Origin of the sequence: Butyricimonas sp. Marseille-P3923, assembly GCF_900184685.1 — a bacterium.
Lineage (GTDB): Bacteria > Bacteroidota > Bacteroidia > Bacteroidales > Marinifilaceae > Butyricimonas > Butyricimonas muris.
The window spans coordinates 1,791,856-1,817,093 of record NZ_FXXL01000007.1; the positions used below are offsets into that span (position 1 = coordinate 1,791,856).

General features: G+C 44.7%; 15 protein-coding genes. 2 read left to right on the plus strand and 13 right to left on the minus strand.

Translation table 11 applies throughout. From position 1 onward, the window contains the following. Positions 1 to 17 precede the first annotated feature (17 nt). Together CS948_RS18855 and CS948_RS18860 are read left to right on the plus strand one after the other, a co-directional pair. Entirely contained in the window at positions 18 to 1,481 is a 1,464-nt protein-coding gene (locus CS948_RS18855) for an aminoacyl-histidine dipeptidase (protein WP_099293654.1), read from the plus strand. Positions 1,482 to 1,775: 294 nt separating this feature from the next. Further along, complete coding sequence (locus tag CS948_RS18860) at positions 1,776 to 3,458, plus strand: AMP-binding protein (RefSeq protein WP_099293656.1); 1,683 nt, start codon at positions 1,776 to 1,778, stop codon at positions 3,456 to 3,458. A gap of 82 nt (positions 3,459 to 3,540) precedes the next feature. On the opposite strand, the gene CS948_RS18865 is transcribed toward CS948_RS18860, so the two are convergent. From CS948_RS18865 to CS948_RS18925, 13 genes are all read right to left on the minus strand, one after another. Then, positions 3,541 to 4,494, minus strand: coding sequence for a hypothetical protein (locus tag CS948_RS18865; protein WP_099293658.1), 954 nt, complete (start codon positions 4,492 to 4,494; stop codon positions 3,541 to 3,543). Positions 4,495 to 4,575: 81 nt separating this feature from the next. Then, entirely contained in the window at positions 4,576 to 7,467 is a 2,892-nt protein-coding gene (locus CS948_RS18870) for a BACON domain-containing protein (protein ID WP_176555129.1), read from the minus strand. 19 nt (positions 7,468 to 7,486) lie between these two features. Beyond that, positions 7,487 to 8,788, minus strand: a complete 1,302-nt coding sequence (locus CS948_RS18875) for a DUF4302 domain-containing protein (protein WP_099293661.1) — start codon at positions 8,786 to 8,788, stop codon at positions 7,487 to 7,489. Between the two features lie 2 nt (positions 8,789 to 8,790). Then, the gene (locus CS948_RS18880) at positions 8,791 to 9,681 is read right to left on the minus strand and encodes a substrate import-associated zinc metallohydrolase lipoprotein (RefSeq protein ID WP_176555130.1); all 891 of its coding nucleotides are present in this window, start codon (positions 9,679 to 9,681) and stop codon (positions 8,791 to 8,793) included. A gap of 16 nt (positions 9,682 to 9,697) precedes the next feature. Next, positions 9,698 to 11,233 (minus strand): RagB/SusD family nutrient uptake outer membrane protein, encoded by a 1,536-nt coding sequence (locus CS948_RS18885; RefSeq protein WP_099293664.1) that lies wholly within the window; start codon positions 11,231 to 11,233, stop codon positions 9,698 to 9,700. Between the two features lie 14 nt (positions 11,234 to 11,247). Further along, positions 11,248 to 14,661, minus strand: coding sequence for a SusC/RagA family TonB-linked outer membrane protein (locus tag CS948_RS18890; protein WP_255302078.1), 3,414 nt, complete (start codon positions 14,659 to 14,661; stop codon positions 11,248 to 11,250). Positions 14,662 to 14,686: 25 nt separating this feature from the next. Next, on the minus strand, positions 14,687 to 16,048 hold the full coding sequence (locus CS948_RS18895) for a DUF4302 domain-containing protein (RefSeq protein ID WP_099293665.1): 1,362 nt from the start codon (positions 16,046 to 16,048) through the stop codon (positions 14,687 to 14,689). 10 nt (positions 16,049 to 16,058) lie between these two features. Continuing rightward, positions 16,059 to 16,919: a putative zinc-binding metallopeptidase gene (locus tag CS948_RS18900; protein ID WP_176555131.1), complete on the minus strand. Its 861-nt coding sequence runs from the start codon at positions 16,917 to 16,919 to the stop codon at positions 16,059 to 16,061. An 18-nt stretch (positions 16,920 to 16,937) separates the two neighbouring features. Continuing rightward, the gene (locus CS948_RS18905; protein WP_099293668.1) at positions 16,938 to 18,452 is read right to left on the minus strand and encodes a RagB/SusD family nutrient uptake outer membrane protein; all 1,515 of its coding nucleotides are present in this window, start codon (positions 18,450 to 18,452) and stop codon (positions 16,938 to 16,940) included. Between the two features lie 17 nt (positions 18,453 to 18,469). After that, a complete protein-coding gene (locus CS948_RS18910) occupies positions 18,470 to 22,123 on the minus strand; it encodes a SusC/RagA family TonB-linked outer membrane protein (RefSeq protein WP_099293669.1) in 3,654 nt (1,217 codons plus the stop codon). Between the two features lie 79 nt (positions 22,124 to 22,202). Beyond that, on the minus strand, positions 22,203 to 23,384 hold the full coding sequence (locus CS948_RS18915; RefSeq protein ID WP_099293671.1) for a FecR family protein: 1,182 nt from the start codon (positions 23,382 to 23,384) through the stop codon (positions 22,203 to 22,205). Between the two features lie 98 nt (positions 23,385 to 23,482). Further along, entirely contained in the window at positions 23,483 to 24,049 is a 567-nt protein-coding gene (locus CS948_RS18920; RefSeq protein ID WP_099293672.1) for an RNA polymerase sigma-70 factor, read from the minus strand. Positions 24,050 to 24,607: 558 nt separating this feature from the next. Then, entirely contained in the window at positions 24,608 to 25,180 is a 573-nt protein-coding gene (locus CS948_RS18925) for a fumarylacetoacetate hydrolase family protein (protein WP_099293673.1), read from the minus strand. Positions 25,181 to 25,238 lie beyond the last annotated feature (58 nt).

Sequence of the window (25,238 nt, forward strand, 5' to 3'; positions counted from 1 at the left end):
CTAAAAAATAAAACGTTATGAGTAAATGTATCTGTACGTTAGAACCTCAGGCTATCTGGGAAAACTTTTATAAACTGACTCAAGTTCCGCGTCCTTCCAACCACGAGGAAAAAGCGAGAGAATTCGTGATGAACTGGGCAAAGGAAAACGGAATCCACGCTGAAATGGACGAGGCTTTCAATATATTATTGAGCAAACCGGCTACCCCGGGTATGGAAAACCGTAAAGGAGTGATTCTTCAAGGACACTTGGATATGGTTCCTCAAAAGAATGAAGACAAGCAACATGATTTCACCAAGGACCCGATAGAGGCATACGTTGACGGGGATTGGGTAACGGCTGACGGAACCACGCTCGGCGCGGATAACGGTATCGGTGTTGCCGCCGGAATGGGTATCTTGTTGTCAAAAGACATTCCTCACGGACCGATTGAAGTATTGATTACCGCTACCGAGGAAACCGGTATGGACGGGGCAAACGGTATCCGCCCGAACTGGGTAAAAGGCGATATTTTGTTGAATCTCGATTCTGAAACCGAAGGAGAATTATACGTGGGTTGTGCCGGGGGTATCGACGGGGAAATCGAATTCACTTACACGCCGGAAGCTGTTCCCGCCGGAAGTAAAGCATTCCAATTAACTTTAAAAGGATTAAAGGGTGGACACTCCGGAATGGATATCAATTTAGGCAGAGGAAATGCCAACAAATTGTTCTTCCGCTTCTTGAAAGCTGTCAGCAAAGAGTTAGGACTCCGCCTCGCTTCGGTGTCGGGAGGTAACATGAGAAACGCTATCCCGCGTGAAGCATTCGGTATTGTCACCGTTCCGGCTGCCAATGTGGATAAATTCCTCGCCAAGGTGAAGGAGTACGAGGGTATCTTTAAAGCAGAATTAAGCGCTAAAGAACCGAACCTTATCCTCACGGCAGAAGAAAGCGCTATGCCGCAAAACGTGATGCCGGAACAAACGCAATACAATTTAATCAACGCTATCAAGGCTTGCCCGAACGGCGCGATGCGCATGATTGACTCTATGCCGGACACGGTGGAAACATCCAACAATTTAGCAATCGTGAAGGGCGGTGACGGTAAAATCGAGATTTACATGTTGATGCGTTCATCCGTGGAAACAGCCAAGACATCGCTCGCGCAAGTGGTTGACTCCGTGTTTGAACTCGCCGGAGCTTCCAAGATTAATTTTGTCGGAGAATACCCGGGCTGGAAACCGAATCCGGATTCAGCTATCCGCAAAGAAATGGAAGAGGTTTACAATAAACTCTACGGGAAGACACCCGCTATCATGGCTATCCACGCCGGATTGGAATGCGGTATCCTCGGCTCGACTTATCCCAAGTGGGACATGATTTCTTTCGGACCGACCATCAGTTCCCCGCACTCTCCGGACGAGAAAGTAAATATCGCATCTGTTGGGAAATTCTGGGAATTCTTGAAAGCTACATTAGCTGCTATTCCGACGAAATAAATAATATCATTGAGAGTAACCTTTCCGATGAAGGAAGGGTTACTTTCAATATTTATCCTTCTTTTTAGCTATCAAGAGGAAAGATGTAATTTTATGAAAAGTTAGAACCCGTAAACACCTATATTTTACAATACTTACAAACATTTCCGCTACAACCAATAGTTTACGAAACATGGTTCCTTTAGTTACGACTTCTGCCTCATCTTCAAGTCATTTACTCTATTTTGCAATATTTTAACGACAACGTATTATTTTCTTTATTATCTTTGTAGGGAAAATTCATATTATTAGAACATGACTTTAAAGAAATTGACGTTACCGGAACTCTTGAAAACAAGCTGTTCCAAGTTTTCAAAAAATTTGTCTTTAAATTTTGTCGCAAGCGGAAAAAGAACTTACCAAGATTTATATAACGAAGTTGTATCTATTGCCAATCATTTACTTCATTTGGGCGTAAAGAAAGGTGATAAGGTAGCCATATTAAGCGCGAATATGCCGAACTGGGGAATCACCCAATTTGCCATCGCGAACATCGGGGCTATTGCCGTACCTGTCTTGCCGGGATTCTGCGCCACGGAATTGCAGAATATTCTGGAACACGCGGAAGTAAAGGTAATCTTCGTTTCCCGCCTACTGGCAAAATGTCTTGAAGATGTAAAAACACCTTATCTAGAACATAAAATCCTGATCAATAACTTCGCCACGATGCCGGAAGGATGTTACCAACCGGAAGATTTGGACAAGTTAGTACCGGATATCGATTTGAATAACACGACTCCTCTCCCGGAAATTTCCATCGAGGAGGAAGACATCGCGTCGATCATCTATACTTCAGGAACAACCGGATTCTCGAAAGGTGTAGTACTGACACACAAAAACCTCGTGTGGGACGCACGCCAATGCTGTACTATCCAACACGTGAGTGAAGCCGATCGCTTCTTGAGTATATTGCCGATGGCACATACTTACGAGAACACGCTGGGACTTTTGCTACCGCTTATGTTCGGTGCTCAAGTTTTCTATCTCGACCGAGTACCGACACCGAAATTACTGGTTCCGGCGATGCAGAAGATTCGTCCTACCGTTGTTTTGTCCGTGCCGTTGATTATCGAAAAGATATACAAATCACAAGTTTTACCCAAATTCACGAGTTCAAAACTCATGAGTGCGATTTATAAGTTTGCACCGACTCGTAAACTTTTGAATCGTATGGCGGGCAAGAAACTGATGGAAACATTCGGGGGAGAATTGGTATTTTTCGGAATCGGTGGTTCCAAACTGGACGGTACCGTGGAGCAATTTCTGCGGGAAGCTAAATTCCCCTACGCTATCGGTTACGGTCTGACGGAAACCGCTCCCATGGCTGCCGGTTCGAATCCTTCGCAAACATTCCTGCAAGGAGTAGGTCCTATCATGGAAGGGGTTGACATCCGTATCGACAATCCGGACAAATCCGGACAAGGGGAAATCTGGATTAAAGGTCCCAACGTGATGCAAGGGTACTATAAACGCCCGGAACTCAATGCCGAGGTCTTCACCGAAGACGGTTGGTTTAAAACCGGTGACTTGGGTACATTGGACAAGAAAGGTCGTCTGGCTATCCGGGGAAGAATCAAAACGATGATATTAGGTGCGTCCGGTGAGAATATCTACCCGGAAGAAATAGAATCTATCATCAATAATTTCCGTTTCGTGAACGAGTCTTTGGTCGTTGAAAATAGCGGTAAACTTGTTGCCATGGTTCATTTCAACATGGAAGAACTGGAAAAACAATACCAGAAATTCAAAGATCAAGCCGGAGATTATAAAAAGAAGATCAACGATTATATCGAAGAACAAAAACAAGAACTTCGCGATTACGTGAATGCACGGGTAAATAATTTCTCAAAATTACAACTGGTAATGGTTCAACACGAACCGTTTGAAAAAACCCCGACTCACAAGATCAAGCGTTTTCTTTATAATAAAATGAATTAATCATTCTTTTTTATCTAGAATATTTACAAGAGAAAGAGGTTGCCTAGACAACCTCTTTTTCGATTCTATCCATTTCTTGTATTCATTTTTTCATTAAATCCGCCGTGAAATTTCCATTTAATTTCGGGTCGAAAAGATTAATCAACATATTGATTATCTCAGCATCTGTCTTTAAAATCATTCCGGTAGACACGCTGATTTTAGCGGGAATAATATCTTTCTCTGCATCCATTGGTCCCAATTCGATCGAGATTTGTTTAATCAATAATTCGAAATCATTCAAATTATTGTTCTGAACCAAATCTTTAATTCCTTCAATCTCCGAAATAAACGGGAAGTCGGCTAAAGGATAAGACACGTCTTTAAGTATGGTGATCGTGTCTGTCCGGGGAATATCCAAACGAAATTCATCTTCTTCGATCGGAATCGTGAAAGAATCCGGTAATTCCAATTTTGTCAACAGCGGGGAGATTACCCGAATCAAATTACTTTCCTCTCCTCCCTCTTTTTCTATCGTGAAAGAGAGCAGAGCCAACAATTCATTCAAGGTTCCCTCGGGCAATTCCGGTATAAAATCATCCAACGCGATCTCTTTACCGGAAAAATACAAGGCAAGTCCCCAGTTCTGACTCATCCATTCACCGCACCAACGTTCACGGGGGTCCACGTAAGCCGTGGTTTTGAAAGGTTCTCCTTTAACCCATTGCGTGTATTCCTCCCCTCGGACTCCCCGCACTTCCCAATTATAATCCGTTTCACGTTGCAAAGACTCCGTCCCGAACGAGGTACCTTCCAATTCCATGACTTCTCCCTCGTTAAATCTTATTTCATATTTATCGGCGTTTCCTTTCCAAAGTAAAATCGCGCTATTATACGTGTAGCTTGCTACCCTCAAATCCGAGGGGGCAACTAATGCCTCCGGGGTTTCAGTACCGGGATCAGGCACTTCCGGCTCGTTCTCGTTATCATCACTACATCCGACAAAAAGAGATGTCAGAAAAAGTATTCCTAATATGTGTATCCATCTAGTCTTCATATCCAATATTTTTAAATTCAAAAGGTGTTCGAGAGGCAAACATCAAGAGTCTTTATACCTCTCGAACAATCTCTATTTCAATCATTCCGTTTTACCGGGAGGAGGAGCCAATATAACCCCATTCTGCTGTTCTCGAATTGACCAGTTAGGGTGACTCTCCATTTTAGACCACAAATTCAGCGGAATTGTCCCTGTCAATCTGTTGCCACTTAAATGCAAAACACTCGTCGAGAGAGAAAAACCACCTTCACTAATTTTCTCCGGAATAGCACCTTCAAAATTATTATCACGTAAATCAAGGTTGTTCAACTTGAAATTAGCAAAATCAACAGAAAGTTCTCCACTTAATTGATTATCTTGCAAATAAAGATCCTTCAAAGTGGTTACCTTAAATAAAGTAGATGGTATCTCTCCCACCAGCCTATTCGAATCCAGACACAAGTATGTCAATTTAGGCAACAACGCTAAAGTACTCGGTATTTCACCCTCCAACTGATTATTAGTTAATTCTATCCTTGACAATCCCGTCATGTTCTTATTCCAATCCATCGGTATGGTCCCCGACAATGAGTTTCTGGATAATTTAACAGTAGCTAATGCTGTTAATTTGCCCAATGAAGGTATCGTCCCTTCCAAACGATTATCCGATACATCCAATGTTTTCAAGGCATACATATTACCGATCTCCGGGCATAAGCCTATCAATCGATTGTTACTCAAGTCAAGCTTAGTTACTTTTACCAAGTTGCCGACAGAAGAAGGAATAATTCCCGTTAATCGGTTATTTTTCAATTCAATGGAAGTAACTTCCCTCATTCCGCCGATCGTTGCGGGAATATTCCCTGTCAATTGATTGCTATTCAAATTTAACGTGGTAACATTTACCAAGTCCCCGATAGATTCCGGTATCGTCCCACTAATATTATTACCGCTCATGTTCAACGTGATCAATGATTTACATCCACCAATATCTTCCGGTATAAAATTGAAGTTATTTCCAGTGATGGTCAGTGTTTTAAGATTCACCAGACTTCCCAATGAAGTACACAGGTCGGAGAACGAACTATTGGTTATAGACAACGATTCCAAAGCCGTCAAATATCCCACTCCACCGGGAAGAGCACCTTGCACATTCTTGCAATTGGACAAAGAAAGCGTCTTCAACGACACCATGCGTTCGACAGGTTCTACTGACGTGAATCCAGTCGTAGAAAGACTCAGGTATTCCAATTTTATCAATTTTGCCCAGTTCTCCGACATCGGACCGGCAAAACCGGTTGTGATGGTCAATCTTTTCAAATTCTCGAGATCACCTATCACATCTAACGCATCATAGAAAGAGAAATTCAAGGTCAAATCTTCAAGGCTTTCCAAAGCCCCAAATTCTACCGGAAATTCTGTAAAATCACCTCTCAACGATAACTTTTTCAAGTTCGTCAACCTACTGATTTCCGGCGGTATCGGTCCGGAAACCCTACGCCCGGCAACAGAGTAACTACCACCGAAACTCAAGGTTTCCAGATAAGTAAGTTCTCCGATTTTAGGTGAAATCTGTCCGTTTCCATCCGCCGGGAATGTAAGTTCAATCACTTTACCGTCACGTGTTTTCACCCCATACCACTCTTCTATCGGTTTTTCCATAGACCAAGCTTTCTTAAAAACGTCAGGCCAATTCTCGAAATCCAAAGCTAATGCTATTTCATAGATGATTTTCCGCTCGTCAAGATCCGCTTCTATACCTCCGGCCTGAACGACGGTCAATGTATCAACAGTTTCGTGATTATCTATCCCTCGCACAAAAATTTTAGCCATACGCTGCGTTTTATCAATCGGGTTCTCTGTCAATTTGATCCGCATACTTCCCGATGCTAACCCGAAAGTCACGGGAGCAGGCTGAATCCAATTAGCATGGTTGGGAATAACAAGTTCATAACGCCCGTCAATATTATCCGAGATGTTCAACATGTAGGTTGCTTCTTCCCGCGGAGCTGTCAATACTCTGTCTACAACAAATTCGGAATCCTCGATCACAATAATCTCCCGATCTATCTGTAAAACTTTTATTTCCGCGTACAATGACGGGGTATTTCTATCCCTGACGGTAACCACGCAATTTCTGGTTCCTCCATCCATAAATTCATCTACTTGCAGCAACAAACGATCCACTCTGGGCGAGCGTTGACGTCCGGGATCCAAACGCAGCCAGTCCACGTCTTGCGGAATCTCCACGTCATATGTTACGTTCGAACGTAAATCAATTTTCAACGTCTGCCCCTCTAGCGGCACGACATATTCTGACCGGGAAAGCACAATAACATCCCGCTGCACTTGATAAACATAAACGGTATCTCTCAACTTCTCGTCCTCGACACTCATAAAAATAATCTCTCCTACCCGGGCACTTTCATCCCGTGTCGCGTCAATTTTAAAAGACATGGATTTATTTTCCAACCCGCGAGCCAAACCACTACTTCTGCCTTCCGGCAAAACCGTGATCCAAGAGGCGGATGCTGCCGGAATCTCTACCCGATAGTCGATATTGGTTTGCAAGTTGACGGTTATCTCGTCTCCTTCCATCCCGATATTGTCAAACTTGTCTTTCGAAAGAATGATAGCATCCTTCTTTTTCTGGTACACGGTCAACGTGTACTTCTTTCCTCCCGCCGAAAGCGTGACATTCACACTACGATCGTCATATTCCGTGTTCGGTTCCAAGGTAAAGTTCACGATTGTCGTTCCGGCTTCCCCGTTTTTCGGTTCGTAAGAACACCAGCCATCTCCGCCTTCCAATGTCCACGGGATATCCGAAGTAATAATCGTTCGTTCGGTAAACCTTCCCGATGGAATTATCAACTCTAAATCTGATATTTCCACCTTGTCGGAGATAAACTTTTTCAATGATTCTTCCTCATCGCTACAGCTATACCCCATGTAGGTTATCAACAATATTATCAGTAATCTTATCGTTTTCATAATCTTCATTGTTAATTAATTAATCCCTACCTTCTTTCGCACTACATAGTCCCCAAACGGTACTATCGCCGTTTTTAACGATAAACGTCTGCTTTCCAAAGGCAAGCACTGTCAATCCTTCCGATATCAGAAACAATGGCTCCAATATTTTCTCGTAAGAAAAACCAAACCAAGAATAATCGGTATTCGTCACCGCCCCGCCAATCTCGTATCTCGGAAATTCAGGTTTCGTGAACACGATACAATCACCGATTCCGTCATCCACAATCGTATGCGGGTATAAAGTTGCATAAGTGGCAATACCGGTTTCCCTACGCATATAGAGTTCCACCCCGGCGTAACCCGCCAGATTCCAGTAGAAACGAAATTCTTCTACTCCTCTATCTTTAGGAACCAACACGTCAAATCCACTTCCACACTCCACCAGATTAAAACCGTCATACTTTTTGGAAGCAGCGACAGCTCCCAGATAACGTACCAGACAATTCTGTTCTTTGTTTTCCGCTCTAAAAAAATGACCTTTCTCGTCTGCATCCACAATACTCATGACACCATTGGCATCAATCGTCACTTCCGAAAAAGTGATACCCGCGAAAGTGACCGGTTCATCAAAACGAATCCCCCGCGGAGTGGAAGACCACGGCAGGCGATACGCTTGTACCGAATTTCCTTCCGGACATACCATGTAAACCATACGCATTTTCTGGCTATACAGGAAGCAAGCCAGCTGATCGCCGATTTGCAAATAATGGTATAACGGCAGTTGCGGGTCAACAGCGAAACGCTGTACCATTTCCCGGTTATGCTCCATGTTATCCCAATCTTCAGCGGCAGCCCATTCCAATATCACTTTCCTTTTCTTTTTCTTCGAGAGAAATTCGATTTTCCGGTCACTGACATTCTGGATCAGGAACTCGTACTCCCCGCCGAAACCGAGTCCCGGTTTACCACCGATAACATCGGGTGTGGGATCCGCCAACTTATGCAATAAGGAATAGGTTCCGAAACTTAATATCGGTCCTTGAGAAGTATTAAAAGAATAGTTACTTTCCGTCACATCTTGATCTCCGTCCCATTGCATCGCTACACGATTGCCGTCATGGAACCTCATCAAAAAGGTAAAAGCCCCGTATTGGCTCGTGTCCGGGTAATATACCAATTTCCAGCCGTGGGGAGCTTCCTGCAACACGGCTTCACATTCTTCTATGTATTTCGTGATCCGGTGAGTTGATATATCATCAAAAACGTAGTCGTTATTTACCTCACACCCTGCGATGAAGGTCAACATCCCGATCAATACGTATATCATTATCTTACTCATAGCTAGTCGTCATTAGATTGTTCTTCTTCATTATCCTGTTTACCTTCCTTCAGAATCTTGGCAATTTCGTCCTGCACCAGTTTACGCAATTGGTGCATATCAATTCCCCAAACATTCTTCATGTACTGTAGCATGATGGTTTCTTTTTCTTTCAATTTTTTTCTTGCTTCCTCGGAATCCGGGTATAAAAACATCCCCTGCCAATTTTCTTCATCCATCATAATAAATTTTGCTACTGTCTCGGCAAAATCCTCGTTAGCATCCGCCGCCGCGTAATTGGACACGAAACCCAATTGATAAGGATCAGAGATTGCAGCCCAATTCGTCGTGTAATCCATCGCGCTGATTTCCTCGAAAGCCGACGGATATTTTTCCAACTGGTGCAAGATATGCACGTACTCGTGATGGAACGTATTCGTGTTCCGTAACAACATACCTTCCTCGTAAGGATCGGAATTGTTGATCGAATAGACCGTAATCCGGTTACCCTGTTCCGCTTCACCCAAAAGATAAAGACCGTCCTCCAAGTATCCAGCCGAACCCACGAGCATCAACTGTTTCGGGGCTGTTTTATTGAAGAAAGAGATTCCCCCCAATTTAATATACGGCTCCATCCATACCCGACGAATCACATCGAGAAAGGGAATCACCCGGTCTTCAGAAGGCGGAACCAGATTCAGTTCCTGATTGGTCTCAAAGTCGCGCCATTTATAAATTACATCTATGTTATGAGATTGAGTAAAATTCTCCATGATCCAAACATCCGTTTCCGTCAACGGTTCTGGAGTCGTATCCAGAATTGTATCGGAAAAATCGTCATCATCCGAACAAGCTGCCAACAATCCGGTAAACAAGATTGTAAATATCCAATATTTTAAACGATTCATTTTCATAAGGATAAATTTAAGGTTAACGTTCATTGGGTATTACCCCCACCTTCTGTGCTTCCTGCGGGATTTGTAACGCACGCCGCTTATCGTAGCGCTCCAAAGCAATCTCCGTTCCCTCCCAATGCAACGTATGCACCACGGGCAAGTGGAAACGCTTGATATCAAACCAACGCATGCCCTCCTGCATAAATTCCTTGCGGCGCAGGTAGGCAATAGCCATCATCAGGTACAATTTGTTCTTATCGGCATCCAATTCCGCCTTATAGTGAGGTTCCGGACGCTGGTCATCCCATGAAGGTTCTTGGAAATAGGTTATAATTCTCTTCATGTTCAAACCATGCTTTACCGGATCGTAATCCGATGTTCTCATACTCAAGAAGCGATTAATCGTTTGCAAAGCACGTGTCGTATCCCCCAGCATCGTATACGCTTCCGCCCGATTCAACGCGACATCTTCCACCGTGAACATCGGCATATTCACGTAAGTGTTTCCCCAATTAGATGTTTCCGATATATTCTTAAAGTAAGCATAAAACTTTACCATCGATGATACTGAAGTTCCCGTACCTTCCTTCCGGTACACCCAACGCCCGCGTTGAAGATTGTTGGAAGAATTGGGATGAAATAAAGAATAAGCCATCGCCGGACTCAACACGTAACGCGAGTTCTTCGGGGGACAAGTCTGGTACAAATCATTCCAGTAAGTTTCCATACACACGGCAAGCAGGATGTTTGCCAAAGCGGGGTTCGTGTATTCTTTCATGTATTCCATGATAGTCATATTATTCAACACGCTATAATCCCGCATTTCCGTGGCAAAATTCTCCGGTGCCGCCTGTAAAGTATGGTAAACCACCTTATCCCAATCCGTACCCTTGTAAGTATAGAATCGTGCAGCGAACGCGTGAGCCGCCCGCTTCGTGAAATGGAATTTAGGCATAGTATAACTTTTATCGTCTATCAAAGCCAGACCTCGGCGAAGATCCGATTCAATCATATCGTACACCTCTTCCATTGTATTGCGCGTATACTCTTTGATCGCCACGGTTTCCGGCTCCGTCACGTAAGGAATCCCCGGAGCCGTCGATGCCGTGGCAGGATCGTAATGTTCCGCCCACAAATTAACGAGCAGGAAATGCCCCAAAGCCCGGCATAACAAGGCTTCACCCCGCATTGCGTTATAGTTCTCCTGATCCGGTTTACTGTCAATCACCCGCAAAGCATAATTCGCTGCAGCGATTCCCTCGTACCATCCAGTCCACACGGCAAAAGGAGAATCCGCATCACTATCCGTCCCGTCCTTCCAATGGTACATCTCATCGTCGGTTACCGCGGTCGCACAACTATTGCTGAACCCTCTATCCGCCACGTTATCACTCATCATCTCGCAAATCACAAAATAACTGGCGCGCGGATAAGCATTCACTAATAATTCTTTTATATCACTTGGACTCTCAACTTTTGCCCGATCGTCCGGTTCCTCATTCAGGAAGTCGTCACACCCGCAGAATAGCAGTAGTCCCATCATGATAAATGTCAAATTACTTTTCTTCATAGCAAAATATTTAGTTAGAATCCAAATTTCAATGTAAACGTGTATTGCCTCGGCACGGGAAGCGCAACCCCACCGGAACGCACGAACTCGGGATCTTGCCCTTTCAGTTTTTTATCCGACAATAACAGGGCTACATTAGAAATCGCCGCTCTTACGGATAAATTATTCAGCTTTATTTTCTTCACGATATTCGACGGCACGTTGTAGGTCACGTAAATATCTTTCAAGCGAATGAAATCCCCTTTAGCCACGCGTACGTTAGAATAATTATAAGCATTGTACGCTCTTTCCAGATAAGGGTAATTCTGATTATCGCGCACGGTAGGGATAGCCGGAATATTGGTTATCTCTTCATCTCCGGGCAACATCCAGCGATCAGCAAATTCTCGTCCCATTCCCAACAAATCGGAATACCGGGCACTGAATGAAGGGTAAAGACGCAATTTACTTCCGAACTGGTACGTGAAGAATATACCTACCTTGAAATTCTTGAAGTTAAACGTGTTGTCAAACCCACCAATCATTTTCGGGTCAACCGGTCCCTCGTAAATCAAGTAATCCGTTTTATTCACCTCTTCAAAATTAACCTCCCCGACAGTAGCCACCCCGTTCTCGTTCATCAACACGGGCATACCTTCACTATTCAATCCGACAAACGGTATGGAATAGAGTCCCCGCACAGGGTAATTCTCCTTCGGGTATCCCTCTACCGGCAACAAGTCTATCACCCGCGGGTTCGAGTACAAGTTGGTAATTTTATTCTTGTTGTAAGAGAAGGTCATATTTGTTTCCCACTTGAAAACACGGGTATTGATATTTTTCGTGTTCAACGTGAACTCGAACCCGTGAGAAGTCATATCCGCGTAGTTGGCAAACTTGAAACTCTTTCCCCCGATACCGGCAGACCGCATCAAACCGATCAAATCGAAACCGGAACGCTTGTACCAGTCAACAGTCAGACTGAAACGGTTATTGAATATACCCAAGTCCATACCGATGTTCAACTCGTATTGCTTTTCCCAAGTAATATCAGAGTTCTCCAGTTCCTCGATATAAATACCGTTCTCCCGGTAATCCACCGGACGATACTGTATCGCGTTTCTATATACCACTGCCGCATTAGTGGCGGGTCCCATGTTAGCCGTCAACCCGTATGTCGCGCGGAATGTCCATCTTGACAACCACTCGGTATGCCGCAGGAACCATTCACTCTTCAAATGCCATGCACCACTGACGTTCCACGTCGGCAGCCAACGGGAAGTTTTCGATTTACCCAATTTGTTGGAACCGTCATAACGTACCGTACCGTTCAACGTGTACCGCTCGTTGAAGGAATACCCCGCCGTGGCAAACAGAGCCACAAACCGATCGGTCATATTTTTGTAATCGAAATAAGAAAGTCCTTGTTCTATCGCTTTTTTCAATATCCTGTAATCCACGAAAGGAACATTTCCCCGGTCATATTGCATCCCGTAACCATAGTTCTCGGAAGCCGTACGTTTGGTACTTTTCAATTCCATTCCCACCAACACGCTCACGTTGTGGAAATCATTCAATAAATCGTTGTAACCCGCCATCCCGCGGAAATAATAGTTCAGCAGGGAGTTATCCGAACGGGTATAGAAACCACCTTTCGGTAACACGGAAACAGGTACCCCGGTAATATTATCCGGGTCCCGGTACAAATTACCATTATATTCGCGTACCATCGTGTTATAATCCGCCCGGTAAGACTCCGCCATATTGGAATTTTCGTGAATCTGGTGTTCCCGGCTACTCTTCACATAACGCACGGAACCCATCAATTTCACGTTAAGCGGCCTCCACGGTTTCAACTCCACTTCCGCTTGAAACCGCGTATCCAACAACTCGATATCAATCTGGTTATTATCCAACTCGTTCAAGATGCTGAACGGGGCATAATTCATCACGTAATACTCGGGATTTCCATTGTCATCCCTCGGACGCAGCACCCGGCTTGTGTTTAAGGCATAACTGAACGGGTTGATATCAAACGCCCGCGAAATTGTTCCCGCTTGCGCATCCACTGCCCGGGAAAGAGTTCCCGGTGCTTTCTGCAAACGCATGGAGCCGTTTGTCAATATGTTTATATTAATCCACTTGGCAAGATCTATCGTTGTATTGATATTCGCCGTAAAACGCTTCACGTCATCCGTGGGCGACCACCCCGGGTCACCGAAATAACTCAAAGAAGCATAGAATCTAGCCTTTTCCAATCCCGTTGTCATGGACACGGAATGACTTTGCTGTATACTCGGGCGGAAAAGTGCCTTGAACCAATTCGTGTTCAACTTCTCGTATTTTTGTAAGAACTTTGCCCGTCCTTCCCGGGTATTCTCAACTTCAAAACCCGACTCGTCATAATAGTCACTCAAGGCATCGTACATTTTACGATAAACACCACCGTTAGCACCGTTCCGTATCCCCACGTAACTCAGCCAACCTTTACTTTCCAAATCAAGGTACACACCCATCTGTTGCTGGGAATTCATGATGTTGTACTCCCGATAGGAAGGCACTTGCCGCACGGAAAACTCTCCCGAATAATTCAACTTCATCTGTCCTACTTTACCCTTTTTAGTCGTGATTACAATCACGCCGTTCATGGCTCTCGCCCCGTAAAGAGCTGTTGCCGAAGCATCTTTCAATATCTGGAAGGTTTCGATATCATCCCCGTTCAGACCTGCCACGGCGGAACTGATCAAAGTAGTAGCGTCACCCGATGAAAGTTCGTCGGCACTAACCTCTACCACGTCTTCCAACACCACCCCGTCGATTACCCACAAAGGCCGCATTTCTCCGAAAATAGAAGAAGAACCTCGAATTTTCAATTTAGGAGCCGCACCGAAAGTACCCGACACGTTCTGTATGGCAACGCCGGCAGCTTTTCCTTGCAACATACGGGCGATGTCATTCGCCCCGTCCGATTCCAGCTGATCGGCTCTCACCACGGATGCCGCACCGGTAAAGAGTTTACGGTCAATCGTCTGGTAACCGGTCACAACGACCTCGTCAATAGATTGTACATCTTCCTGCAACACGACCTTTCTCAACGCCCTCGTGTCCGTGCTGCTTATTTCCCGGTTCTTGTAACCGACATAAGTAAATATCAAAGTATATTTCCCACCCGGAAGTGTCAATTTAAATTTTCCATCGGCATCCGAAACCGTACCCGCTTGTGTACCTTTAATCTTAATCGTCACACCGGGAAGCGAAGTATTAGCTTCATCAAAAACCTGACCTTGTATAATGACACTGGAATCCTTTTTCACGGTATCCCGCATGAAAACGTTCCTTGCCGTCATCACGTTACTTATCTCCCGCTCCGCGAACAAATGCCCGTTCCACGCTACAAGAAAAAATAACAGCAAGTATATATTTCGTAATTTATTCTGAATCATATTCATAAACATTCTTTTTAAATCACATCGATTATTCTTTTGTCAACACGATCCAACGTTTGGAGTCTGCCAGATTCACAAAATAATACTGATTATTACCGGCCGGAACAATCGTGAATCCTGCCGGGTCGGTGAAGAACCGCCGAAATGTTTCGTAAGTAATCTGGGATTCCATGTTCGACCAAAATTTATCATTATTACTCATCATCCTTCCCGGAATAAGCGAGAAGCGCAACTGGTCATCACGCAAAACCTCCATCTCCATACCCAAATCCAATGAACAATTCGCTTCGGCAAACCCGTTTTCCGCCCCGAAGAAACTCAGCCACGGACCGACCATCGTGCCATTGTAATTCAACTGCCACACGATTCTAATTTGTTTCAAACCGGCAAGCACCGCCAACGGATACCCGTTTTTTAACTCCTCGCACATAAACGACATATTGGAAAGCATTTTCACGATTTCCGACATAATAGCCATACTGGGTTCAAGTTTACCAATTTTCGCCAAACCAACCAGATCACTACCGCTCTGCATATCCCTCACCGAATTGTAGAATTGGAAAGGCGGTTTATGGCTATATTTCAAACTACCGATAACACCCGGAGTATTCGATTCAAACAAATCCTTTGCCTCGTTATATTTCAATGCGCCCAACACGACCCCGTTTACTTTAATTTTCGGCTGGAAGGCAATTCCTTCTTTCGTCCCGAAAACAGCCGTACGAGCCGTCTTGATTTCTTTCGTTTCATCATCGGCATACGTGTAACTTGCGCTACGGGTATCCGGATCATAAATCAGATTAATAGCCGTCTGGTTCATCATCAATCCCCTGAAAAAAGGTGCGTCTTTCGGTGGTGCCATCCGTTCGATATTCTTACGGGAAGCCTCCATTAACTCGGTCCAATCGGTTTCCTCGGCGGGAGTAAATACAAGTTTATTGCTGTATTTCTTTCCCAGAAACACGATAGAATCCGCCGAAATACTCTGTATCACGAACTCAAATTCTCCCTGTAATCCTTTTCCTTGGGGTTTATTTTTCGGATCTGCCAGATAGTGCAGGCAGGAATAAGTGTCAAAACTCAACACCGGACCTTGGGAAGCGTTAAAACTATAAGTAGAAACCGTAGTTTCCTCCACGAAGTCGGTATACACTCTGACATTTTCCGAGTCCAGAAACTTCATCAACACATTATACCCCCCGTGGGTTTCCGAGTTAGGCACGTAAAGCATCCTCCAGCCGAACTCCGGTTTCACCAATTCTTGGGCACAATTATCAATCACTTTCTGAACCCGTACCACCGCATTCTCGTCAAATACCGTATCATTGTCCACGGTACAGGCAGTGAAGAATAGCCCCAGTATTATCCATGATAAATATATCTTTCTCATAATCTATGCTTTAATAGTTTCCTTGTACAACATCATCTATCGCCGTGTTTACAAGCTCCCGAAGCCTATCGATATCTATTCCCCACGACTCGTCAAGATAAGTTCTCACCATATCCAGCTTTTTCAGGATATTACTTTTCCCCGTTTCGTTCGAGATTTTCCCCAACAAGGCTTCCCACGATTCAGCCGTGTTTGTCACGTACTCCGCTACCACTTCCGCGAAATCCTCCCCCGGTTCCGCCATCGCGTAAGGTGTCACAAATCCCAGAGAACGGGCTTGTTCCACGCTATTCCCCGTCCATGTTGCAGAATAAGAATTCGGTGTAATCTGTTTAAATGCCAGATTATATTCCTTTTTCTGATTCAATATATGCGTAAACTCGTGGTGTAACACCCGGATGTAATGCATGACATTATCCCAATTTTTAGGATCATACTCCTCCAACTCATACAATACCACCTTTTTACCACCCTCGGCGGTACCTTGCGTCTTGGTACCGTCTTCATTCCAACCCGCACTTCCCAATAACAATATCTGCTTCGGAAAAATCGGGTTCATCACTTCCATCCCGCAAAGCTCCAGATAGGTATCAATCCACCCGTGCTTCACCATCCGCAAGAAAGGAACAATCGTGTCTATCTGCGCCGGTATCAAGTTCTTATTGGCTTCTGTTTCGATATCTTTCCAACGATAAAGAACCTCTATATTGTGCGGCTTCACGTAATTTTCAAAAATCCACGTGTCAACTTCGTTCCAGACAGGATCCTTTATATCGTAGATCGAGTCGTCGAACTTGGCATTTTCACTACATCCCGTCCATAATGCTTGGAAGGAAATCAATATAATAATGCTAAATAAAACTTTTTTCATAATCATCCGATTTATCCATTAACGGGGATTCGGTTCCATCCCATAACTTACCGCTGTTACCGGAACCTGCAACAATCGCCGGGGATCGTCCTTGGTCAGAATATACTTATTCTGTGTTCCGTATTCCTTGTGTGTCACTTCTATATTGAAGCGTTTGACATCAAACCAACGCATACCTTCCGAGCAAAACTCTCTCCGCTTCAGATCGGTGATATATTTCAACACCAGCATCTGGTCTGCATCTATCTGATCTTTATACCATGGTTCCAATTCCACGCCATTCTTCTGTTCCCCGTAAAAACGTTTGATTTTTTCCAACGTCACGGTATGAGAAGTCGGGTTATAACTGGTAATGCGCGTACTCAGAAACAGGTTAATATCCGCCAGAGCCTTGTCATAATCCTTTGTCATCGTGTAGGCTTCCGCCCGGTTCAACGCCAATTCTTCCATCGAGAAAGCCACGCAAAAAACATAGGGACGCCCTGTTGTCGATCCGGGATACGTGTTCTTGAAATACTCGTATGATTTGTACAAAACGTAAGTCGGCGCCGCGCCGAAAATCGGATAGATCAATTTCCCGCCGCATACCGGATCGTTATCCGGGAATATTTCGTTCTTCTTGCTCAACGAAAGCCCGTAACGGGAGAAACTCTCCGCCCGCCACCAGATGGAAACCCCGTTGGTCAACAACAATATGGCAGGTTCCCCGTAATTCGTGTACAATTTCATGTACTCGATCACGTTCGAAGACACGGGCAAATAATTCTGCGTGTAATTTCTCAACAAATCTTTGTACCCGGTTCCTTCTCCCAAAACCTCCGTGCAATACGCCTGTACCTTATCCCACGAATCACCGCGATACAGATAATAACGGGCTGCAAACGCCGCCCCGGCAGCCTTCGTGAAATGGTATTTGGCAACATCGTAAGCGTTGTCTCGCAACAGAGGCAAACCTTCCGTCAAGTCACGCTCGATAAACTCGTACACCTCTTTCACCGTGTTACGGGTATAAATCACGAGAGCCTCCTTTTCCGGTTTTTCCACGTAAGCCACGCCTAAATCACTTGCCATCGTCGCCGGGTTATAATGTTTCCCCCAGAAATTGACCAGCATGAAATGAGCGTATGCCCTCGCGACGAGCGCTTCTCCCCTGTACGGTTGAAGTTCCGGGGTATTTCCAAGGTTATCAATAGCTTCCAGCGCGTGATTCGCCGCAGCAATGGCACGATAACAAGCATCCCAGTATTTCGTGGGCGAATCATAATCGTTGGTCGTGTTTTCCTCCCATTTATAAGCCTCTTCCTGCATCTGCGGATACACGGAAACCTGCCACGTACCCTTATCGTCAGCGTTATCACTCATCCACTCGCCTTGCAGCATATAATGTCCCTCCGGGTATGCCGAAACCAACAAGGCCTTGATCGACTCAACGTCCTTCAACTCGGTACGGTCATCGGGCACCTCACTCAAAAATGACTCACAGCCGATAAAAAGAGTCGAAAACAATAATACAATAAAAATATACGATCTCATAAATATCTCGTTATTAATTAAAACCCTAGTTTCACAGCCAAAGTAAATTGCCTTGGTACAGGTAAAGCGACACCGCCGGAACGAGCAAACTCGGGATCCTGACCTTTCAATTTTTTATCGGCATATAGAATACACAAATTCGACGCTGAAACCCTGAAGGAAAGATTCTCGATTTTCCATCCTTTTATCCAATCCTTGGGTATATCATAACTAAGCGTGACCTCTTTCAAGCGGATAAAATCGCCTTTTGCCACACGTTCCGTGCTATAATTATAGGCATTATAAGCTAACTCCAATTCAGGACTATTCTTGTATTGACGATGAGAAATTATAGCCGGTATCTTTGTATATTTTTCGTCTCCGGCAGCCATCCAACGATCGGCAAACTCGTTCGGGATAGCTTCATTATCATAGTAACGATATTTAAAAACAGGATCCAGCCAAATCTTACTCCCGAACTGGTAAGTAAAAAACACGGCTAAACGGAAATCTCCATACTTGAATGAATTATCGAAACCTCCCGTGAACTTCGGATCCGCTGACCCCATGTATTTCAAGAAATCGGTCTTCTGAACTTCTTGCAGGTTCAAATCCGACACCGTAACTTCATGATCCTGATTCAAATAAGTCGGCAATCCCTGACTATTCAAACCTTTAAACGGGATAGCGTACACACCCCTGACAGGCTTTCCCTCCATGGGCGCCCCACTCGGTGATATCAATTGCATCACTTGTGAATTGGAAGCCAGATTCGTGATTTCATTTCTATTGTAAGCAAATGTCAGATTGGTTGTCCACGAGAATTTCGGTCGGATCATATTTTTAGTATTAATCGTCAACTCCACCCCATTGGACTTCATATCCGCGTAATTGGCATATTTTAACGACTCCCCGCCAATACCCATCGTGCGCAGGATACCGATCAGATCGAACCCGTTACGGAAATAAACGTCCGTACTCACGCTCACCCGGTTATTCCAAAGACCGAGGTCTGCCCCCAGATTCAACTCGTATTGTTTCTCCCAAGTCAATTCCGAATTTTCCAAAGAGTGAATCACGATCTGATTTTCCTTCTCTGCCTGCGTGGGACGGAAAGAAACATCCCCCATGAACACGGCCTTCGCGTTCGTCGCCGGTCCCATACTTGCCGTCAGACCATACGTGGCACGCAACGTCAGCAAAGAGATATTATCTATATCCTGCATAAAAGACTCTTCCTTCACGTTCCAAGCCCCACTGACATTCCACGTGGGCAACCACCGGGAAGAAGTAGCCTGTCCCATTCTATTCGAACCGTCATAACGCCCGGTTAGGTTTAACGTATACTTTCCCGCCCATGAAAAACTTCCGGTTAAAAACATGGCAACAAAACGATCATACGCGTTCTCCAACCCGAAATACTGATCGTTCCGCTCCAGAATTTGTTTGATAATCCGGTAATCTATAAAAGGAACATTTCCCCGGTCATACTGGATACCGAAACCTTTAGAGTACGTTTCCCGACGATTGGTACTCCGCATTTCCATTCCCGCCATCACATTATACATGTGCCTCTCCGCAATCATTCCCGAATAATTGGTCGTCGCCCGAAAATAATAATTTAACAACCGGTTGTCCGTCCGGTTATAAAATCCCCCCTGCGGCAACACGGAGATAGCCGGCAACCCGGGAGTACTCGGATCATTATACAGGAAATTGTTACTACCGCGCACCGTTGCGTCATAATCAGCGCGATAACATTCCGCCAGATTGGAGCCTTCTTTAATTTTATGCTCCCGCGTGGACTTCACGAACCGTACTGCACCCAGTAACTTGATATCCCACCCGTCCAGCGGGCGAATTTCAAATTCGGCTTGAAATTTCGAATCCAGCATATCAATATCCAGATAATTCAACTTCAACTCCTGTATAATATTAAACGGGGCGTAATTCATCACGTAATATTCCGGGTCCCCGTTCTCGTCATAAGGACGCATCGTGCGACTCGTATTCAGCGCGAAACTAAACGGGTTCAAGTCAAAATTACGCGATATCGAACCGTTCACCGGATCGGTTTCACGTCCTATCGTACCCGGAGCCCTTTGTTTACGATAAGAGTGACTTGTCAGGAAATTGAATTTCAAATATTTATTTATATCAAAGGATGAATTCATATTGGCCGTGTAACGGGAAACGTTATCCCCGATCGTCCATCCCGGATCGTTGAAAAAACTCAAAGAAGCGAAAAAACTGCTTCTCTCCGATCCCACGGAAAAACTAACCGAATGACTCTGTTGTATGGAATTTTTGAACAATATCCCGAACCAATCCGTGTTCACCTTTTCATATTTCGACAAATAACGCATTCTATCCTCAGGCGTATTCTGTAACTCAAACCCGACCTGCGGGTCATAATTATCCAAAGCATCGTACATCTTACGATACACACCTCCTTTAGCCGCACGGGAAACGTCCGCGTAATTCAACCAGCCTTTTTCTTCCAAATCCCGGTAAAACATCATCTGCTGCTGGGAATTCATGATATTATATTCTTGGTACATCGGTTTCACCCGCATCGTGAACTCCCCGGAATAACTCACCCGCATCGAACCTTTACTTCCCCGTTTCGTCGTGATCACGACAACCCCGTTCATGGCACGAGCCCCGTAAAGAGCCGTCGCGGAAGCATCTTTCAAAATCTGTATATTCTCGATATCATCCGAGTTCACCCCCGCGACCGACGAACTGATCAACGTGGCAGCATCTCCCGAAGCCAAGTCATCAGCCGAAACGTCCACGACATCTTCCAGCACGATACCGTCCACCACCCACAGCGGCTTCTGGTCGCCGTAAATGGACGACGCCCCGCGTACCCTCATCTTCGGTGCCGCACCAAAAGAACCCGACACGTTCTGAATCTGTACCCCGGAAGATTTTCCCTGTAACATACGTCCCACGTCATTGGAACCCGCCACCGCCAAATCGGCTGCTTTCACGATGTCGGCAGACCCCGTGAACAGCCGACGGTCAATCTTCTGGTACCCGGTAACTACCACCTCGTCCACCTGCAAGGATTTGTCCTTCATGACAATCGATAAACTCTTTTGTCCCGTGTAAGGAATCTCCTGTGTTTCCATTCCCACGAATGAAAATTGTAAAATCATGCCGGACACCCGGTCAGCCTCGAACTTGAAATTACCGTCAATATCCGTGGCGGCACCGGTTCCCGTACCCTTCACAACGACAGCGACACCCGGAAGTACTTCACCATGTTCATCCTTCACCGTCCCCGTGATCGTGACTTTTTTCGGGGGTTCTTGCTTGGCGACCTCTTTTTTCTTGATCACCACGTTATTCCCGTTCACCGTGTAGGTCAGGTTGGTTGCCTTCAAACATGAATCCAACACCTGCAAGGCCGGACGATTCTTCACGTCCACGTTCAAGTTCACGACAGTCTTCACATCCTGTGCCCCGTACATGAACACGTAAACAGTCTGCTTCTGGATTTCCCAGATCACCTGCTCAAGATTCACTTTCGTCATCTTGAGCGTTACATTTTTATTTTGTGCCAGAACAGGATGCGTGACCAGAATCCCCCCCAACAACAAAATAAACAACTTACCTCTCGCTTTCGAACTTTCTTTTAGTAATTTTTTCGTAAACAAAGAGATACCTCCTTCGTTTTTTTTCATACATTTGTAAGATTAAAGTTCAACATACTTTAATTAATTGTAACAAACAAACACGTGGCGAGCTCCAATTCCCCACGTGTTATTTTTTTATAGACACGTAAACCGTATTATTTTCCAACACAACATTTACCAACTCCGTCCGTCTTAACATATCGAGGATGGGAGCGATATTCTCGTACCGGTTGATACATCCGCCCAATTCTACCCGCTTCGATTCTTCATCCAAGAACTCGAACTTCACCCCGTACCAACGGGCTAAATTACGGGCAACCCGTTCCATTGACGTATCTTTGAACTTGATTTCCGCATGATGCCAAGCCGTGTAAAGGCTCACGTCCACCTCACGCGTGTTCAACAAACCGGAAACCCGTTCGTACACGACCTGTTCCCCGGGTACAATCTCGTGCTCGTGTTCACCGCTTTTCACGGCAACCCGCCCTTTCACCAACGTGGTTTCAAAAGAATTTTCGTCATCATACGCCCGCAAATTAAATTCCGTACCTAACACTCTCACGTCCATCCCTTTCGTTTTCACGATAAAAGGATGCAAAGAATCCTTTGCCACGCAGAAATAACCTTCTCCCTCAAATTCAACCACCCGTTCGCCATGGAACCTGACCGGATAACGCAATTTACTCTCCGCGTTCAAGAACACCCGGGTACCGTCCGCCAGAATCATCATATATTCCATCCCGTTCAACGTATGCATTTCATTGTACACGACTATGGTATCCTCCCCTTCATTGCTCCGCGAGTAGTCCAAATGATTGGATTCCTTGTATATGGTTACACCCCCGCTCTCGTCAATAGCTTGATTCCCGTTCTTATCAATCTTCACGATACGCCCGTCCCCCAATACCAAATGTGCCTCTTTGCTCACGTTTATCTCCTGCCGCGCTATCACCTCTTTCTTTTGTACTGAAGGCTGAAGTACATACGCCAGTGTTATAACCAACAATATCCCGGCAGCTACCGCAGCATAACTCATGTATACCCGCGACCGACGACGCCTTTCCTCCATCCTCTTCCTGTCAACCCGTTTCTCCATCAAGTACCACGCGGACTTCACGTCAGCTTCCGCCATACGCTCCAATTTCCGCCCGACAAATCCCTCCTCCGCGAAACGCCGGAAAAGAGCCTCGTTCTCTTCGGATGCAGCTCGCCACTCCTTCAGCAACAAGTCCTCCTCTTCGGTAGGCACATTTGCCAAGTGAGCCGCGATAGCTTTTATAATTTTTCTTTTTTGTTCTTCAGTTTCCATTACTATAAATACAATTCTAGTTTTATATTCTCACTACAACTTCAATTGCATTTAGGGGTAATGAAAATAGCGTTTTTTTTGAAAAAAAATTACACTTATTATCTAAACAACTGATTTAAAAGGAAAAGAAAAAAGAATAAAAGGATGAATATATCTTTTAACGCTTGTCGCAATTTCTGGTAGGCAATCTTTTTCAAGGTATGCAACGTACCGTCGGCAATTCCCATTTCCTCGGCAATCTCCGCATTCCGTTTTCCCGCCATCGAACTCATGATAATGCGGCGCATTTGCGTCGGGAGCGCATTCACGGCCTTGTACAACAACAACAAAACCTCATTCTCGATCTCGTCCTCCTCGTAGGACTCCGCTCCCGCTTGAAGCATCTCTTGTATATACCGTTCCTCCACCCGTGATTTTTTCAACAAATTGAAACAACGATTTCGTACCGATACATACAGGAATCCCCGCACCTCCGATAAAGTAAAATACTCCTCCTTTGTTTCCCAGTATTTCAACAGCACATCCTGAGCCACGTCCCGACCGGCATCCGTATCCCGGATATATTTCATGGCGAAAGAATAAAGCACCGGATAGTAATCTTCAAAAAATACCCGGAAAGCTTTTTTATCCCCCATTCTTATATCCGATACTATATCACCAGTCATAAATATATTATTATAATAATACAGAATACCACGAAACGAACCTCTTATCCTCGTTCATTTACAACAAAAGTAATTAATATAAAAGAAAAAACAATAACAAAAAGAATTTCTACCTCTCAAAAATACCAAAGTTATTCCGAATACGACCACATGATATCCCCTCGATATTAATTTCCCCGACAAACCAATGGCCTGCCATCCGTGACTATCCCGAATTAAAATCCATCGTTAAAAACATTTACATGATAAAACAATGCTGTAAAGATAACACCTACCCACCCTCTTCTCCAACTGTTTTTCATAAATACCCGATGTATTTTCACAAACACCCCAAAAAACGACATGAACAGCACTCAGGCAATAATCCCCATAATCCTCCACTACAATTATCTATCTAAAAATAGTATAATTTCCTTTCTCTAACCTGTCACTCCCGCTTCAATCACGTCCCCGAACGTCTTTGATAAGGGAGTGAAACGAAAGTGATTCGTCTTTGATAAGGGAATACATCGAATTCTCCACGGGTTCTCGTCGGAAATCAATTATATATCCCCAATATTACTTTATATGAAAATCCAACAAACAATCTTCACCCAAAAACATCTGAAGGCGATCGCCGATTTTCAATTCTTTTTGCCGGAAAGAATTTCCACAATAGACTAAATCACCTATTTTCAACATACAATATTCAGACATACCGGCAATCAATTTTTCCGGCAGTATAGGAAGGTCGTTCATCTTACCCCGGAAAACTTCCAACTCATTTACCCGAAAACTATACTCGACATCCCGCAACCCCGAATCACACTTTTTTAACACGGATACCGCGGCAGCCCCATCAAAACCATAAGCCATGACAGCAGGCAACCCCATGCCCGACAATCTCCGCCCGAAATCATCCGCATAGAATCGGACACCAACGCCGACCTCATCATAATAACGCCCGGCAAAACGCTCCGACACATGCTTACCAATCTTCCCCACCCGTAAAACGACCTGTGGGACACAACTCAATTCCCCAGCAAACGCCGGAATATAGAAATCATCATTATTCCTTAACAAAGCGTTATCCCCGATAACGTCATAAGCCACTTCTCCCGAAGCATTATATTCCGCGCAAAGTAATTTCATAACCGTGAATCCAAAGATTGAACCTCAAAAATGCTCAATCCCCCAATCTTAAATCATA

Coding starts and splice junctions, on each gene's coding strand:
- CS948_RS18855 (WP_099293654.1), top strand. CDS start 18: ATGAGTAAATGTATCTGTACGTTAGAACCTCAGGCTATCTGGGAAAAC.
- CS948_RS18860 (WP_099293656.1), top strand. CDS start 1,776: ATGACTTTAAAGAAATTGACGTTACCGGAACTCTTGAAAACAAGCTGT.
- CS948_RS18865 (WP_099293658.1), bottom strand. CDS start 4,494: ATGAAGACTAGATGGATACACATATTAGGAATACTTTTTCTGACATCT.
- CS948_RS18870 (WP_176555129.1), bottom strand. CDS start 7,467: ATGAAAACGATAAGATTACTGATAATATTGTTGATAACCTACATGGGG.
- CS948_RS18875 (WP_099293661.1), bottom strand. CDS start 8,788: ATGAGTAAGATAATGATATACGTATTGATCGGGATGTTGACCTTCATC.
- CS948_RS18880 (WP_176555130.1), bottom strand. CDS start 9,681: ATGAAAATGAATCGTTTAAAATATTGGATATTTACAATCTTGTTTACC.
- CS948_RS18885 (WP_099293664.1), bottom strand. CDS start 11,233: ATGAAGAAAAGTAATTTGACATTTATCATGATGGGACTACTGCTATTC.
- CS948_RS18890 (WP_255302078.1), bottom strand. CDS start 14,661: ATGAATATGATTCAGAATAAATTACGAAATATATACTTGCTGTTATTT.
- CS948_RS18895 (WP_099293665.1), bottom strand. CDS start 16,048: ATGAGAAAGATATATTTATCATGGATAATACTGGGGCTATTCTTCACT.
- CS948_RS18900 (WP_176555131.1), bottom strand. CDS start 16,919: ATGAAAAAAGTTTTATTTAGCATTATTATATTGATTTCCTTCCAAGCA.
- CS948_RS18905 (WP_099293668.1), bottom strand. CDS start 18,452: ATGAGATCGTATATTTTTATTGTATTATTGTTTTCGACTCTTTTTATC.
- CS948_RS18910 (WP_099293669.1), bottom strand. CDS start 22,123: ATGAAAAAAAACGAAGGAGGTATCTCTTTGTTTACGAAAAAATTACTA.
- CS948_RS18915 (WP_099293671.1), bottom strand. CDS start 23,384: ATGGAAACTGAAGAACAAAAAAGAAAAATTATAAAAGCTATCGCGGCT.
- CS948_RS18920 (WP_099293672.1), bottom strand. CDS start 24,049: ATGACTGGTGATATAGTATCGGATATAAGAATGGGGGATAAAAAAGCT.
- CS948_RS18925 (WP_099293673.1), bottom strand. CDS start 25,180: ATGAAATTACTTTGCGCGGAATATAATGCTTCGGGAGAAGTGGCTTAT.